The organism is Cyclobacterium xiamenense (assembly GCF_009467825.1).
Taxonomy (GTDB): Bacteria; Bacteroidota; Bacteroidia; order Cytophagales; family Cyclobacteriaceae; genus Cyclobacterium; species Cyclobacterium xiamenense.
In genome coordinates, this window is sequence record NZ_WIOK01000002.1 from 107,967 (window position 1) to 122,838 (window position 14,872).

Sequence of the window (14,872 nt, forward strand, 5' to 3'; positions counted from 1 at the left end):
CTTAACTTTCCGTTAAAAAAAATTTTATCCTTTTTTTTTGCTTTGAAGTACGTTTTTATTATGTTTAAAAGAATTTGAATGGTCGGAAATTATTAATTCGACCAAATTTCAAAACATTATAGCTGTTAGTCAGTTTAAAATAAACCCAACCTGAAGGATCTTTACAAGATCCTTCTTTTTTTTGGTTAAAATTTAAACCTGTTTTTGTATAATTGACGTAAAAAATGAAAAAACTGGTTAAAAAATAAACCCGGGACTGCTTTTATTTTGGCTTTTTATTTTGAAATCTTTTTTTCGGACCTGCTTAGGGGTGTTTTTGTTGGTATTGCCGGGAATAGGCTTGCTTCCGTAGGCTTCCAGGACAAAAAAGATATCGGCAGCCCGTTTTTACCTTCGATGGGAGATTTGAATTTAGTTTCTGAATACTGCCGAATGGGGAGAACGGCTCAGAAAGAAGCCCAGCTAGTTTGGATCAGTCCGTTTGAACGACAGGTATTTGGCAAGTTACCTCAACCAATCCCCTTTGCTATCCACTGGTACGAAATACCGGCAGCGACCCCAAGGACGACGATCAAAGGGGAGGGAATTTTGGTAAACTGAAGCAAGGCGTAGGTGCCGATAATCGCCATGATATTGAACAGGTTGTTTTCCAGGGGCTCGAATAGCAAATAGGCGGCCGCGATCAACATGCCGCAACTAACGGCGTTGATTCCTTCCAGGGCAGCGCGAACCCGGCGGTATTTTTTGAGTTCGTCCCAAAACCGAATTACAAAAAATATCAGAAAGGTGCCCGGCAGAAAAATACCCGCAGCCGCAATTAGCCCCCCGGTGACCAACCCGGTAACCCCCCATTCGCGCATGGACAAGGCCCCTATGTAGGAACTGATGCTAAACGTGGGTCCGGGAATACTTTGCGAGATGGCATAGCCCGTTAGAAATTCTTCCGAACTCAGGTAACTTTTGAATTCTACAAACTCGGTGTAGAGGTACGGAACAAGGACCTGCCCTCCGCCAAATATAAGGCTGCCGTTTCGGTAGAAGTTTTCAAAAAGCCTTATCGGTAGAAGTCGGGTATAGTGTCCCAAAACCGCAGCAGCCACCAACACTCCTGCCCATAGGGCAAAATTACTCCAGGAGATAGTGATTTTTGATTTTTCTTCGATAACCGGCTGCTTGTTGTAATTATGGGTGGTAATCAAGCCTCCAATGACCAGCATGATGGGAAAAATAAAGGGAGAATTGTAAAAGAATGCCACAAAGGCTGCCATCATCATTAGGATGGCGGCTTCCACGGAATGAATCATCTTCTTAATGGTGATTTGAGCGGCATACAGGATATAGCCAATGGCCATGGGTTGGATGAATTTTGCAAAACCCAGGGCGCCGTCGGTATTGGCTTGCAAGTGATCGATCAACAGGGCAGTACCAATCATAAGGGTGGTCGCCGGAAATACCCATACCAAAAGCGATAGATAGGCCAGGGAAGGGCCACCGATCCGAAACCCGATCGCAGAGATCGTTTGCGTAGAGGTCGGTCCCGGTAGTACCATACACAGGGCGTTTAATTCCAACAGGTCTTTTTCCGAGAGGTACCCTCTTTTTCGGACCATCACATCGATGACCATGGCCAGAAAAACCTGTGGACCACCAAACGCGGTTAAGGAAAGTACCAGTACATCCTTCAAGTAAATGTAAAACCGTACCCTCCGAATGGTCATCATGGCCTGCTATTTTTTTAAGCCCAATTCCTTTAACCGTTCGTCCAAAAATTCGCCTGCAGTGCAATCGGCGAAGGCTTTCGGATGATCGCCATCCACGCAACTATCCAGGCAGCTGAGGTCCATTTCGGACCGGGGATGCATGAAAAAAGGGATGGAATACCGGCTGCTATTCATTTTTTCACGGGGGGGATTTACTACCCGGTGAATGGTCGATTTCAGCTTTTTATTCGTCAGTCTTTCCAGCATATCGCCCACATTCACCACCAATTGATCCGGCAAAGCAGTAATGGGGATCCACTTTCCGTCCCGCCTCAGTACCTGCAGGCCATCCGCACTGGCACCCATCAGCAGCGTTATGAGGTTGATATCCCCGTGTTCGGCGGCCCTTACGGCATCGGCAGGCACTTCCTCGGGATTTGGGATCGGAAAGTAGTGGATGGACCGCAGAATGGAATTGCCTTGGAATACCTTGTCGTCAAAGTACGATTCTTTTAATCCCAGGCTCAAAGCGATGGCTCGCAACATCTGCTTGCCTGCTTCTTCAATTGTTTGAAATACCTGCAACGAAACCTCTCGGAACACGCTTACCTCTTTTGGCCAGACATTTGGCGGGTAATCGGCCTTTACGGGGTCGTCGTTCGAGATCCAGTCCAAGTCCTGTCCCACATGGTAAAACTCCTTCAAATCTCCGGTATTTCTCCCTTTGGCATGTTCCTTGCCCTTGCCGGTGTATCCCCGCTGAAAACCGATTTCCGGCCGTTCGTAGGCAGCCTTTACTTGGTCGGGCAAGGAGAAAAAGGCATGAATAGCCCGGTAGAGTTCTTCCTGAAGGGAGGGGCTCAAACCATGATTTTTGATGGCAACAAAGCCGATGTTCTGGTAGGCCTCGCTCAAGTTTTTTACAAAGGCTTCCTTTTTTTGTGCATTCCCGGAAGTAAAATCAGCCAAATCCAAAGAAGGTACTTCGTCAAATAATAGTTCGCGCATTCGTCGTCAAGTTTGTTGCAAGGTAATTTTTTTTGGGCTAAAATTAAATACCTTTGTTTCCTTTTAAACCCCAGTTCATGAAGCTTGCCTCTTACTTACTGGCCGCCCTCTGCTGCCTCTTGCTGATCGTTTCCTGCGATTCTTCCGAAACAAAAAATGAATCCGTTACTTCGTCTGAGATGCCGGATTCCAGGCAGTTGGAAGAATCGGATTGGAAACTGGAAGAAATACCTTCTTCGGGCATGCCGGATGCCCTGCTGGATATGTATACCCCCGCCGGAAACGAAAATTTTGATGCCGGCAAGGTGTCTTTTTCCTTCAATATACGGAATTACCCCTTGGGAAAGGATCGGCCGTTGATGGTTGCCGTAAATGGCAGGACGGCCATCGCTCAGGGAAGCCCGTCCTTTGGTTTGCAGCTAGAAAAAGGGGCCTACCAGGTGGTCGCTTTCCTCTTGGACGAACGGGGATTGGCATTGAAAGAATACGGAAACTACTCCGAAAGGTACTTTACGGTGGCAGGGGCAGAACCTTTTTCGGAGAGCCCCCATCCGGCCCTGTACCTGCATTTGCCCGCTGAGGAGCAGCAATTTGACTGGGGGGAACCGGTACCGGTAGACTTCCTCTACCTGGGCGGCGACCCGGTATTGGACGGTATTTCCATTCAGGTAGAAATCGGAACGTTTCGGTACAGGACCCAAAAAGTTGGGGCGGTAGCCATTTCAGGGCTTCCAAGAGGGACCTTTGACCTGCAGGTACGCCTGCTGGCGAGTGATAGTGGCACTACGATTCCCGGGAGATTTACCACCGTTTCCAGAAAAATACGGGTGGAATGACACGGGGCAGGCTACCCAAGCAGCGTACGCAGGACAGCGAGAGATTTGATGTCACCAAATCCCTCGATGTGAATTTTGTAAAACAGCACCCAATCGTCGATCAGTATCCGCTTCAGCCTACCCGGTAAGGAAGGCAAGACCGATCCCGGGCCTTCCAATAGCTGGTTCAAAAAGCGGATTTTTTCTTGATGGGTGGTGCTAGCTGGGTCACCGGGGAGTTGCAGGTAAAATTCCTCTGCATCCTCGGGTTCAAAACCCAGGTACCGCGAGGTGCGAATCAAGAAGCGGAGTACGAAGAATCCGGGTTGGAAAGCGGGACCGTCCAGCTCCAGTATGCTGTCAAAAAAGTAGTCAAAAAGCTGCTCGTTCTGGTAGTTTTCGACCACTACTTTCCCCAAAATTTCGCCCATGAACATGCTGATGCCGGAACGGTAGAAATCAAAGGGGATGCGTTGAAAGGCCCGGGCCAGTTTTGCCTCCGATATCCGGTTGATCGAGGCGGTTTCTCTGTCATAGACCACCAGATCCAGCAATGTCAGGGGTTGAAAATACGCCATTTTCGTTTTTGACCGGGCGCTTCGTACGCCGTTTACCAGGTAGCTCTTCAGGCCCATGTCCCGGGTGAAAATCCGTACGATGATGGACGTTTCCCGGTATTTGATATAACTGATGACGATACCGCTTGTTTTTCGAAGCATGCAGCTAGTTTTTGTCCCCGTAAAAGCAACGTCGGCAGCGGGCCTCGTAACTTTCTTTTTCCCCCAACATCACCTTGGATTTTTCGCCAGATAGCCGGTAGCTGAATGCCGCAAGGTCTCCACATTTCATGCAGATTGCATGCACCTTGGTCACGTATTCGGCGATGGCCATTAACTGTGGCATGGGTTCGAAAGGCTTCCCCTCGAAATCCATATCCAGCCCCGCGAGAATTACCCGAACGCCAGAGGCTGCCAGTCTTTCGGCTACGGCGACGATTTGGTTATCAAAAAACTGTACCTCATCGATGCCCACCACGTCACAATTCCCTGCCAGTAGCAAGATATCATCGGCAAATTGCACCGGTGTGGACCGGATAACCGTTTCGTCGTGCGATACGACGTTTTTGGCATGGTACCGTTGGTCGATGGCCGGTTTAAAGATCTCCACCTTTTGCCGGGCGATTAATGCCCGGTTTAGTCGGCGAATCAGTTCTTCGGTTTTTCCAGAAAACATCGATCCGCAGATTACTTCCACCTGTCCCTTGCGACCGGCGTGGTGGTGGTTTCCTAAAGAGGTTTCAATAAACATGGGTGTAAAAATAGTCGCAAACGCCTTATTTTGTCCGAACGAACCGTAAAAAGCCGCAACGAAATTCTTCAAAATTTTACAATAGGTAAAATTACGCGTTTTTATCGGGTATTTTCATACGATTCGCCGGGCATTTCACGGGAGTCGCCACTCGTTCATTCGTAATTTAAGCGAGAAAATGCCTACCTTTACCCGTATTTTTAATCGAATAATGACAAGTCAAATGCCAAAGCAACACCGTTTGAATCAGACCTATGCTGCCCATTATTCCGCGGAATTCACACAAAAGGTTTGCAGGGATTTTTTTGGATCCAACAAAACCATCAGTGGAAAGCAGATCGTTGAATTAAGCGCATGCAAGCAACTTAACCTGATGGTCATCAAAAGCCTTTTTGAAAGCTGGCAGGAGCAGCTGGAACTGCTTTCACGAACGCCCTATTTTGATTACACCGACGCAGGCGTACAAGCATCGCTTCGGGAGTTTATGAACAGCCTCTCGCAGGCCATCTCCATACGGCAGGCGGATTTTGAGCCGCTATTGGCCCGATCGTTGGAAAAAACCCTGTTGCTCGCAGTGCAACCCGTGGAATTCATGGAAGATACCCTGCAGGCATTGACACAAAATTCAACTCCGGACTTCTCCGGACTCCGAAAATACATCAAATGGCATGCAGACGCATGGGGCCCGGCAGTGGATCTGCTGTCCGGTTTGCCCGAAAGTCCTGCCTGGAGAGAGACATTGTACGAGGGCTTTGGCAAGCAAGCAGATGCGCCATCGATGGCGGATTTATTGGCACCGCTCCAGGATACCCTGCCGATTGACCTGGATCGGTTGATACACCAACCGGAAATTACGGAAGAAAGCAGCAGGAATAATTCAGAGGCCTTTTCTGCGGAAGCAGCGCCGTCCGAAGCGTCTGCGGCTTCCCGGTACGGAGAGGAAGCGGATCCGGATGAGTCAGGAGATTTCATCGATCCTGCATTGGCCTGGGCACGGTTTGAATCCGAAGAGCATGCCTACATGAAAGGTAGCATCCGCCATCTGCGGGAAGGCATGGGTATCAATCAGCGCATCATGTTTACCAGGCGATTGTTTCAGGGGAATCAGGATCTGTTGGATCAGGCCCTGGAGGAATTGGATCGGACAGAGAGTTTTTTTGATGCGGTGAACCTATTGAACGCCAGTTTTGTCGGTACACTGAAATGGGACGTGCAATCGGACGAGGTGCAGGAATTGCTGCAACTGGTGTTTCGGAAATTTGACGGTGACTGAGTTAAATGGATCTGAAGGCACATTACAGCCGCCTGCATCGGGAGGCATTGGAGCGGGTCCGGCAGGAAGGATTTTCGTATGACCCCCTCCTGCTCGATTCCACAGACACAAGAAAAGGGCTGACGCTTCTGTTACGTCCGGAGGAGCACCTTAAAGCCGCTTTCTCGGGTTTCGTGGATGCGGTACGGCAGGTGGCGCCCGGACACCATGGCTACCCTCCCTCGGATATGCACCTGACCCTAATGCCCCTGGTCACCTGCTACCCGGAATTTCGGCTAGAGGCGATCGATATTCCCGCCTATCGGCAATTGATTGCGGAGGCTCTTCGGGACATCCCCCCCATACCGGTGGCGTTCAGCGGTGTTTTTGCTTCCGCTTCCTGTCTGATGGTCCAGGGCTTTCCGGGAAACGCATACCTGGAGCAAAGCAGGGAAAATCTGCGACGGCTGTTCAAAAATTCCAACCTGGAGCAATCTCTGGATAAGCGGTACCGGCTGGTTACCGCGCACTGTACCCTGGTTCGCTTCCAAAAACCCCTTTTGGATACGGAAGCTGCAGCCGTGCTGGCCATCCTGGAACGCTTTCAGGATTACTTTTTTGGCTGCCAACATTTTGAGCAGGTGGAGTTTGTTTGCAACGATTGGTACCAACGGCAAAAGAACGTGACCCTTGTCGAAAGCTTTGTGCTGCCGGGAAAAAATCCCGTGTAAATCAGGGGTGTACGGAGACCTGATCGATAAAAAACCGCGCACGCGGCACTTTCTTGTCGGCTCCGGGCAGGGGAGGAACCGGGTCTTCGTTCGGCGTTTTTCGTCCAGGCAGGTCGCGGTAGGGGCCCGTTCGAAAAGACAGCCGTTCGATGGATTTTACGGCCACTGTCAGGGGAATGTGTTCGGCGATTTGCTCCCCATTCCAGGCGAGTGAAAAATGCCCCCCGGGCGTAGCTAACACCCGCAGGCGGAGGCGTTGCCAGTTACCCGTTTCGACTTTTCCCACTACTTTTCTTTCGTGGCCCGACCAGTAGCTGAGGTTGCGCGATTCGTCCAGGGTGATTCTGACGGGGCGGTTCCCATACCGGTCGGTGAGGTCCATTTCCAATCGTCCGTTTTCCCCAGCGGAAGCCATGAATTCCCATTCCACGGAAACCTCCTGTCCCTCTTCAAAAATACGGATGGCCCGGGCATAGTCGTAGGGATCTTCGTCTGCAAGCTCTAGTACCATTCCTTCACCAGAAGGAGAGGGGACCACCTGTACCGGTGCCCAGCGGGGCGAATAGATGTTCCAATCCGGAATGGGACCATGGGCACTCAGTTCATCAAAATCATCATCAACGGCTCCCTTGACGACATGCCGGATGGGAGTGGGTACCCGGCTGACCCACATGTCCTCCTTGTTCATGCTGTAGGTTAGCCACATGTCGTTACCGGGAGGAGTTCCGTTTCCCTGCACGATCCCGCGTACGTAACAGGGTCCGAAATCTTTCCATCGACCGTAAAACCGGCGGGGCGGGACCTCTCCCTGTACCAGTACCATGTCATCAAACAGGATGCCGTCATCCGAGCTGATTGCGATCAGCGGGTACCGGTATTCGTCGATGTCAATGGGGTTGTATACGAGGGCATAGCGGTTGTCGGGTGTCTGCTGCGCCCAGACCTTGTCGCCGGCCATGGTCAGTGTGGGGACTTTTACAGAGGGGCTGAACGTTTTTCCCGCATCTTCTGAGATAGCGACCAGCGAACGCTTCCAGAATCCAATCGTTTTTCCGTCCTTCCGTGTATAGTAGGAAAAGGCCGAACCACCTCGCTCTCCCGTGTAGAATCCATCCAGGCCATTGTCTTCGTCCCGCCACTGCAGGGTGATCAGGGTATTTTCCAGCAATTCTTCACAGGCATGAATAAACGCTGTATCGGGAGATGTGGTATACAAAGGAAAAGCCGTGTTGCTTTCGTTCCAATCGGTGTGACTGCTGTACCGAATAAAATATATGGGGCCAAAACTTCCGTCTTTCTTTATTTCGCGGACAACCCGACCGATACCGCCTGCTTCGAAGGGGTCCTCCGAATGGCCGTAAAAGGCCAGGCTGAGTAATTTACCGCTGTTGCTTACATAGAATCCCATCCGCTGGTGCATCATGTAGCCGGCGTACCCTTCGGGAATCTGCACGCCCTCCGGTGCCGGGTAGGGCGGGAAAAGCACCACCGGTTCCGACCAGTTTCGCCCATCCTCCGAGCGGATCAACAGGGTTTGCCCCGGCGATATGTGCTCATCCACGGGGTTGCTCAAGTACTGTTGGAAGAAAGTACCTTCCCAATAGGCCAGGTTGGAGGCATGGCTATAGGTCCAGCCGAAGCCGTCGGCCAGCTCTGGTTGGCTGCGGTTTACCCGCAAGGTTTGCCTGCTTTCTACCCCCACGGCATACCGAAGCCTGCCTTCGTGTACATCCGGATCGATACTGGTACCGCCAATATAGCGGACCGGTTCATGTATGCTGCCCGTTTGGGCCGAAGAACTCGTCAAAAAGCCAAAAAGACCGACGAAAACAAGAAGGCAGTGTACACGTAGGTAAGGCTTCATGGGGTTTTATAATTTGATGAATATCTTCCGTTGATACAGCAGGTAGGCGGGGATAAAATTGATGCCAACGAACAGCAAGGCATAGACCATGCTGGAAAATTTCAGCGGCAATCCAATGCCGGAAAAGGCGGTCAGAAAGTGCATGTTTAAGGATTGGCCTCCGATCTCGAGCCCATAAAATACCAGGGAGAGGACATCTGCCAGTACATACACGGTAATGGCATTGGCTCCGAAAATAATGCCAATGCGGGTTCCTTTTTGTTTACCCAAAATGTCTACCAGAAAATAGCAGGCGCCCAGCGCCGGAAATGCCGCTCCTCCGGTTACTAAGGTAAAGGAGCTGGTCCACAAGTGTTTATTGATCGGGAAAACCTGCGCCCACAGGAGCCCCAGCAGGACAAGTGGCAAACCCAGAGCCATCAGGTAGTTGGCTTTCAGGTGCTGGTTTTTGTCGGAAAGCAAGATATGTCCTGCCAACATCCCCAAAATGCCCGTTACGATCGCTGGAAAGGTGCTGAACAGGCCTTCCGGATCCCAATTCCCCTCCCACATTTTGCCGGGAAGCAGGATTCGGTCGATCCAGGCGGCCAGGTTTCTTCCGGGTTCCAGCATCACCAGGCCCTCATCCGGCGTGGGAATCAGGGTCATGGCCAGCCAGTATCCCACGAGGATGCTGCCGGCCAGGTAAGCTTGCTTTTTCCAGTCGCTGTTCAGGAAAAGGAAGGCACACACCAGGAAGACGATGGCGATGCGCTGCAGCACCCCGGCTATCCGCATGTCCGAAAAATCAAAGGCAGGAATCAGGTTCAAAAAAACACCCACAAGGAATATTTTAAGGGAACGGGTCAGTATTTTTTTGTACATTTCAGCTTTGGGAAAGCCAGCCTGAAGCCTTTTGGAATAGGCAAAAGCAATGGAAACCCCGACGATAAACAGGAAAAACGGATAGATAAAATCCGTCATCGTAAGGCCGTTCCAGGACGCATGCAACAAGGGAGGGTAGACCTGGTCCCATGTACCGGGGTAGTTGACCAATATCATGGCTGCAATGGTAAATCCTCTCAACGCATCCAGGGAGATCAATCGGGTTGGCTTCATAGAATAAATTTAGGTTCGTTTGATAGTCAATTTAATACCAATTGCGGTAATAATAAGGCTATTTAAATCTGTTGAATTATGAATAAAACCCTTCCTTCCTTTTTACTCCTGGCCCTTGGTCTTTTGTTTGGGTCCTGTCAGTCGTCGCCCACCTGGGAGCAAACCGTCGAACAGCTTCACCTGGAATGGGAGTTGGTCAGTAACTTTACCGGAGAGGAAGGCCAGTTCAAGGCACGTTTCCTGTTTGAAAATACGGGCGAAAAAGCCCTGGAAGACGAGGGATGGGCTTTATTTTTCAACATGTCCCCGCGAAAGATCCTCAGCAGTACCCATGCGACCATCACACATATTAACGGCGATTGGTACCGGCTTCGTCCCGAAAAAGGTTTCTACCTTGGTCCCGGTGAGCGGCTGGAGGTAGCCTACACGGGTATTGAGGGGATAATCAAGGAAACGGATGCCCCTATGGGACTGTACATGGTATCTTACGGCCCAAATCAGCAGGAGCTTGCAACGGTCCCCGTGGATCATTGGAACGTCCGGCCTTTTGTCCGTGAAGAACAACTACTGCGCGGTGGGGCAGACCAGGAAGAACCGTACAGCCTTGCCCGGCAGTATGCGATCAACGAGCGCATGCAACCGGTAGGTGATTCCGATTTGCAGCCCATTATCCCGAGCCCTTATCGGATGGAAAAGCGAAAAGGAACGTTTTCAATCGATCCAGCGATGACAGTCGCTTATCAGGAAGAATTGGAAAACGAAGCAGCTTACCTGAATGAAAAGCTGAAAAGCCTGACCGGCGTTGATCTCGGAAGCAATGCAGCGCTGGGAAAAGGAGCAGCCATCCGGCTGTCTCTTTCCGATATACGGGTGGACGGGAAGCAGCAGGAGGCCTATCGCCTGGAGGTGGACGAATCGGGTATTTCCATCACGGGTGGAGATGCTGCGGGTGTTTTTTACGGGGTGCAAAGTTTGCTCTCCCTACTGGGCCCGGAAATCTACCTTCGCGAAAAAGCACCATTGGTCCTGCCTTTTGTCTATATAGAAGACGCCCCCCGCTTTCGTTTTAGGAGTTTGCACGTGGACGTGGCCAGGAATTTTCAAACCAAGGAGACCATCAAAAAAGCCCTGGACATGATGGCGCATTACAAGCTGAATCATTTTCTTTTCTATACCTCCGAGGACGAGGGTTGGCGGGTAGAAATCCCCGGGTTACCGGAATTAACGGATGTGGGCGGACAGCGGCAGCACGTGGAAGGCATGGCAGCGCCCGCGTTGCATCCCGGGTACGGTTCGGGGCCGGAGGCCTATGGGAAAGGCAGCCACGGAAGCGGCTTCTACACCCGGGAGGAATTTATCGATATACTTAAGTATGCCCGGGAACGTCACATCACGATTATTCCGGAGTTGAACTTTCCCGGGCATGCCCGGGCTGCCATTAAGTCCATGGAAGCAAGGTACCACAGGTTTATGGAGGCCGGCGATATGCTGGCCGCCGAGGAATACCGCCTGATTGATCCGGATGATCGCTCGGAGTACCTTTCGGCACAGGCGTATAAGGACAACGTCGTCAGCGTGGTGAGGGAATCCACCTACCGCTTTTACGAGAAAGTGGTGGACGAGCTGGCCCTTATGTATCAGGAGGCAGGTCTGGAATTAAAAAAGATGCATGCAGGAGGAGATGAGGTACCGGTTGGCTCCTGGACCGAATCGCCCATGGTCGCCGAATTGCTGGAAGAATCTCCCGGCGAATCGCCTTCCGCAGCCCTATTGCTGGAAAATCTCCCCGACATACAGGATAGGAAAAACCTACAGGCCTTCTTTTTCCGCGAACTTTTGAAGCGATTGGAAAAGCGGGGATTAGAGGTACACGTATGGGAAGAAATGACCCTGATAAAAGATGAATCCGGTGCCTACCGGCCCAATCCCGAATTCGTTGGCCGAAACGTGGTGCCCTATATCTGGAACAATATGTTTGATTACCCGGATTTGGGTTACCAATTGGCCAATCAGGGCTACGACGTGGTGTTGTGCAACGTATCCAATTTTTACTTTGACCTGGCCTATTCAAACGACCCTGCCGAGCCGGGTTTGTATTGGGCGGGATTCGTGGATACAAAAGACGCCTGGGCCTTTGCTCCCTTCGATTGGTTTAAAACAACCTATACCAGCAGCATGGGACGGCCGATCGATCGGGAAAAGGAATTCGCAAACATGGTCCGCATCCATCCCGATGCGAAGGAAAATATCATGGGATTGGAGGCACAGCTTTGGTCGGAAACGGTAAAGGGCGAGGCGATGGCCGAGTACTATATTTTCCCGAAACTACTCGGGTTTGCCGAGAGTTCCTGGGCAAAGGAGCGGGATTGGGAAAGGGCATTGGACCTTAAAGAAATGGATCAGGAAATTGAAAAAGGCTGGAATCGTTTTGCAAATACCCTGGCTCGAAGAGAGTATCCCAAACTGGCCCGTTGGAATGGAGGATACAATTACCGCATTGCGCCTCCTGGCTTGCGGATAAAAAACGATACCCTGTATGCGAATGTGAATTTTCCGGGGCTTGAACTCCGCTATACCACCGATGGGACCGAACCCCACTTCGATGCTGACAAGTACGAGAAGCCCCTACCTTTGAGCGCTCAGGTAAAAATAAGGGCATTTGACCGCGCAGGCAGGGGGAGCAAGACCGTAACTGTAGATCTGTAATTCGGTCTTGGCTTCACAAATTCCTCTCGGTAAAACGAACCCCTATGGCCCGGATTTGTTGATTCCAAAAGGGCGAATGCGGTAACCCGAGGCGCCAATATGGACGACCCCCAGCCGGAACAGTACACCCTGACAGCCGGTCACTATACAAACTTCATTGGTCGTTCCATGCCGGTAACGTTCATTTTTTTCTGAAAACGTGAAGTTAGCCGGGTCAAGGTAGGAGGCCGAGCAAGGAGGCGTTTCGTTAAGTAGTCCTGGAATAGGGGCGATGAGGTTCCCGCCTGATAGGATTGGTGCGCTTGCCTGTTTTCTACGGAGTGCTTATGTGGTTTTTACGTTACAGATTCGGGTGGGGCTTTGTCAGTTGCCCTGCCGTTGTTTTTTTTCTGTTTTTGGAGATTGATGGGTTTTGTTTTTCCAAAAAACATGTACTAATACAATTTTTTGTATTTTTTACTTAAATTAATTTACAGGTGATCGCATAAACCTATAATAAAACGAGGTTTAATTGTAACACATTGAGGTGCTTTGTTCGCTACCTTTGTAGGAAGTTGGTTGGTTCAAATGGGACTTGCCGAAAGCATTCTAAAGCCCCAAATAGTATGAAAAAGATATTAGTTGTTGATAATCAGATTTCCACGTGTTCGCTTTTGAAAAAATTTTTATCCAAAGAAAAGTACGAGGTGGAAACCATAACGCAAGGGCATCTTGCGTTGGCAATCATGAAAAAGCAGCAGGTGGACATCGTTATTTGCGAATACCGGCTACCGGATATCGACGCCGACGAATTTTTCGAAAAAGCGCTGAAAACCCTACCGGATGTGTTCCTGATTTTCATGGGTCAAGAGGTCAACCTAAAAAATGCGGTCGATTCAATCAAAAAGGGTGCGTGCAATTTCCTGTCGAAGCCGCTTAATCCAGATGAATTGCTGGAGGCAATTCGGGCCTGTAGTCTTCGGGAACGTACCGCCGCAAGTAGCGTTCCGTCTGTAGGAAGAAAGCCTACTGTCCAAGAAAATGGCGGTAGCGAGGAATTTGACTTTGTAGTCGGAGAAAGCAGGGAAGCGGTGGAGATGATCCGACAAATAAAACGCGTGGGGACAACGAACTTCACGGTGATCATTGAAGGAGAAACCGGAACCGGTAAAGAGGCGGTAGCCCGACTGATTCATAAAGTCAGCGATCGTTCCGATCAACCATTTGTAGCCGTTGATTGTGGGAGCCTGTCCAAGGAAATAGCGGGAAGTGAACTTTTTGGTCACGAAAAGGGGGCATTTACAGGAGCCGTTACCAAAAAGACGGGGTTATTTGAACTGGCCAATGGCGGCACAATTTTCCTGGACGAAATTGCCAATCTTTCTCCGGAAACGCAAATGGCTTTGCTCCGGGCACTTCAGGAAAAACGTATCCGGAAAATCGGGGGTGTTGGAGAAGTATCCATCGACGTCCGCGTGATCGCCGCTACAAACGAAGACCTTATTGTTAAATCCGGTTCGGCCTGTTTTCGGGAAGACTTGTTTTACCGGCTAAGTGAGTTCATTTTAAAGGTTCCTACCCTGAAGCAGCGAATTTCAGATTTGCCCCTGTTCATCAATTATTTCCTGAGCCAGGTAAGTGAGGAACTACGTATCGAAAAGCCACAGCTTTCAGAAGAAGTAAAACGAATCTTTTATCGATACGAATGGCCCGGAAATATTCGGGAATTAAAAAATGTAATCCGAAGGGCCTGCTTGTTTATCGAAAAGGATCAGTACATCTATAAAAGTGCCTTGCCGGCTGCAATGCTGGTTAGCCCTTCCTACAAGCACTTGGACGAAACGAATAACGGCAAAGCAGCGTACCAGGTGAGTAGCGTAGACCCGGACCTCAAGTCGGCTGCACGGCAGGCGGAAATAACCAGAATCATGGAAGTGCTTGAGAAGGTCAACTTCAACAAAACCAAAGCAGCGAAGATTTTGAACATCCACAGAAAAACACTCTACTCCAAATTAAAAGTCGTAGAATTAGCCAATTAGTGCTATCCAATACCAGGTATGCGCTGAGGAGAGCGCAGCACCTTGGGTCTGTCAGGGTTGATTGAATAGTAATGGAGCCCTATCAATCGAAAGCCATTGAAAAAAAAGGGAAAAAGATGCTAGTGAGTGGGCCTGTTTCGGCCGGCCAACCGAAACAGGGGGGCTCATGGTAAGCTACGATGGTGCGTTCCGGGATTCTGCCAGCCGCCAGGTTTGGCCCCCACACCTATATCAGTCAGCTTCACCTGCTATTTCTGGCCGCTGGTATCCCCTATCTAAGGTGATACCGGTCCCTTACCGCCAAAGGGTAGGGGGTAAACCGCTGGCGGATGCCAAAGCTGAACTGGCAACAGGTTCCGGTCCTACTACTAG

The 14,872-nt window shown here is 50.3% G+C and carries 11 protein-coding genes; 5 read left to right on the top strand and 6 right to left on the bottom strand.

Features of this window, described 5'->3' with window-relative positions:
• Nucleotides 1–509 precede the first annotated feature (509 nt).
• Nucleotides 510–1,718, bottom strand: a complete 1,209-nt coding sequence (gene chrA / locus GCU44_RS01890) for a chromate efflux transporter (RefSeq protein ID WP_154853409.1) — start codon at nucleotides 1,716–1,718, stop codon at nucleotides 510–512.
• A gap of 9 nt (nucleotides 1,719–1,727) precedes the next feature.
• The gene (locus tag GCU44_RS01895) at nucleotides 1,728–2,708 is read right to left on the bottom strand and encodes an isopenicillin N synthase family dioxygenase (RefSeq protein ID WP_154853035.1); all 981 of its coding nucleotides are present in this window, start codon (nucleotides 2,706–2,708) and stop codon (nucleotides 1,728–1,730) included.
• Nucleotides 2,709–2,785: 77 nt separating this feature from the next.
• Between GCU44_RS01895 and GCU44_RS01900 the strand changes: the two genes are divergently transcribed.
• Nucleotides 2,786–3,544 (top strand): hypothetical protein, encoded by a 759-nt coding sequence (locus GCU44_RS01900; protein ID WP_154853038.1) that lies wholly within the window; start codon nucleotides 2,786–2,788, stop codon nucleotides 3,542–3,544.
• Between the two features lie 11 nt (nucleotides 3,545–3,555).
• On the opposite strand, the gene recO is transcribed toward GCU44_RS01900, so the two are convergent.
• Both recO and GCU44_RS01910 read right to left on the bottom strand, forming a co-directional pair.
• Nucleotides 3,556–4,242 carry a DNA repair protein RecO gene (gene recO / locus GCU44_RS01905; protein ID WP_154853067.1) on the bottom strand — a complete coding sequence of 229 codons (687 nt, stop codon included), beginning with the start codon at nucleotides 4,240–4,242 and terminating at the stop codon, nucleotides 3,556–3,558.
• A 4-nt stretch (nucleotides 4,243–4,246) separates the two neighbouring features.
• Entirely contained in the window at nucleotides 4,247–4,831 is a 585-nt protein-coding gene (locus GCU44_RS01910; RefSeq protein ID WP_154853412.1) for a thymidine kinase, read from the bottom strand.
• A gap of 223 nt (nucleotides 4,832–5,054) precedes the next feature.
• On the opposite strand from GCU44_RS01910, the gene GCU44_RS01915 reads away from it, so the two are divergent.
• Nucleotides 5,055–6,104: a hypothetical protein gene (locus GCU44_RS01915; protein ID WP_154853070.1), complete on the top strand. Its 1,050-nt coding sequence runs from the start codon at nucleotides 5,055–5,057 to the stop codon at nucleotides 6,102–6,104.
• 5 nt (nucleotides 6,105–6,109) lie between these two features.
• Nucleotides 6,110–6,814 (top strand): 2'-5' RNA ligase family protein, encoded by a 705-nt coding sequence (locus GCU44_RS01920; RefSeq protein WP_154853073.1) that lies wholly within the window; start codon nucleotides 6,110–6,112, stop codon nucleotides 6,812–6,814.
• 1 nt (nucleotide 6,815) lies between these two features.
• Here the strand turns inward: GCU44_RS01920 and GCU44_RS01925 are convergent, their stop codons facing one another.
• Both GCU44_RS01925 and GCU44_RS01930 read right to left on the bottom strand, forming a co-directional pair.
• Nucleotides 6,816–8,678 (bottom strand): exo-alpha-sialidase, encoded by a 1,863-nt coding sequence (locus tag GCU44_RS01925; RefSeq protein ID WP_241684806.1) that lies wholly within the window; start codon nucleotides 8,676–8,678, stop codon nucleotides 6,816–6,818.
• Nucleotides 8,679–8,684: 6 nt separating this feature from the next.
• The gene (locus GCU44_RS01930; RefSeq protein ID WP_154853076.1) at nucleotides 8,685–9,776 is read right to left on the bottom strand and encodes an acyltransferase family protein; all 1,092 of its coding nucleotides are present in this window, start codon (nucleotides 9,774–9,776) and stop codon (nucleotides 8,685–8,687) included.
• A gap of 78 nt (nucleotides 9,777–9,854) precedes the next feature.
• Between GCU44_RS01930 and GCU44_RS01935 the strand changes: the two genes are divergently transcribed.
• Together GCU44_RS01935 and GCU44_RS01940 are read left to right on the top strand one after the other, a co-directional pair.
• Nucleotides 9,855–12,482, top strand: a complete 2,628-nt coding sequence (locus GCU44_RS01935) for a family 20 glycosylhydrolase (RefSeq protein ID WP_154853101.1) — start codon at nucleotides 9,855–9,857, stop codon at nucleotides 12,480–12,482.
• Between the two features lie 605 nt (nucleotides 12,483–13,087).
• Nucleotides 13,088–14,500, top strand: coding sequence for a sigma-54-dependent transcriptional regulator (locus GCU44_RS01940; protein WP_154853104.1), 1,413 nt, complete (start codon nucleotides 13,088–13,090; stop codon nucleotides 14,498–14,500).
• Nucleotides 14,501–14,872: the final 372 nt, after the last annotated feature.

Bases quoted from the DNA above. Each gene is read 5' to 3' on its own strand.
- chrA (WP_154853409.1), bottom strand. From the start codon at position 1,718: ATGACCATTCGGAGGGTACGGTTTTACATTTACTTGAAGGATGTACTG.
- GCU44_RS01895 (WP_154853035.1), bottom strand. From the start codon at position 2,708: ATGCGCGAACTATTATTTGACGAAGTACCTTCTTTGGATTTGGCTGAT.
- GCU44_RS01900 (WP_154853038.1), top strand. From the start codon at position 2,786: ATGAAGCTTGCCTCTTACTTACTGGCCGCCCTCTGCTGCCTCTTGCTG.
- recO (WP_154853067.1), bottom strand. From the start codon at position 4,242: ATGCTTCGAAAAACAAGCGGTATCGTCATCAGTTATATCAAATACCGG.
- GCU44_RS01910 (WP_154853412.1), bottom strand. From the start codon at position 4,831: ATGTTTATTGAAACCTCTTTAGGAAACCACCACCACGCCGGTCGCAAG.
- GCU44_RS01915 (WP_154853070.1), top strand. From the start codon at position 5,055: ATGCCAAAGCAACACCGTTTGAATCAGACCTATGCTGCCCATTATTCC.
- GCU44_RS01920 (WP_154853073.1), top strand. From the start codon at position 6,110: ATGGATCTGAAGGCACATTACAGCCGCCTGCATCGGGAGGCATTGGAG.
- GCU44_RS01925 (WP_241684806.1), bottom strand. From the start codon at position 8,678: ATGAAGCCTTACCTACGTGTACACTGCCTTCTTGTTTTCGTCGGTCTT.
- GCU44_RS01930 (WP_154853076.1), bottom strand. From the start codon at position 9,776: ATGAAGCCAACCCGATTGATCTCCCTGGATGCGTTGAGAGGATTTACC.
- GCU44_RS01935 (WP_154853101.1), top strand. From the start codon at position 9,855: ATGAATAAAACCCTTCCTTCCTTTTTACTCCTGGCCCTTGGTCTTTTG.
- GCU44_RS01940 (WP_154853104.1), top strand. From the start codon at position 13,088: ATGAAAAAGATATTAGTTGTTGATAATCAGATTTCCACGTGTTCGCTT.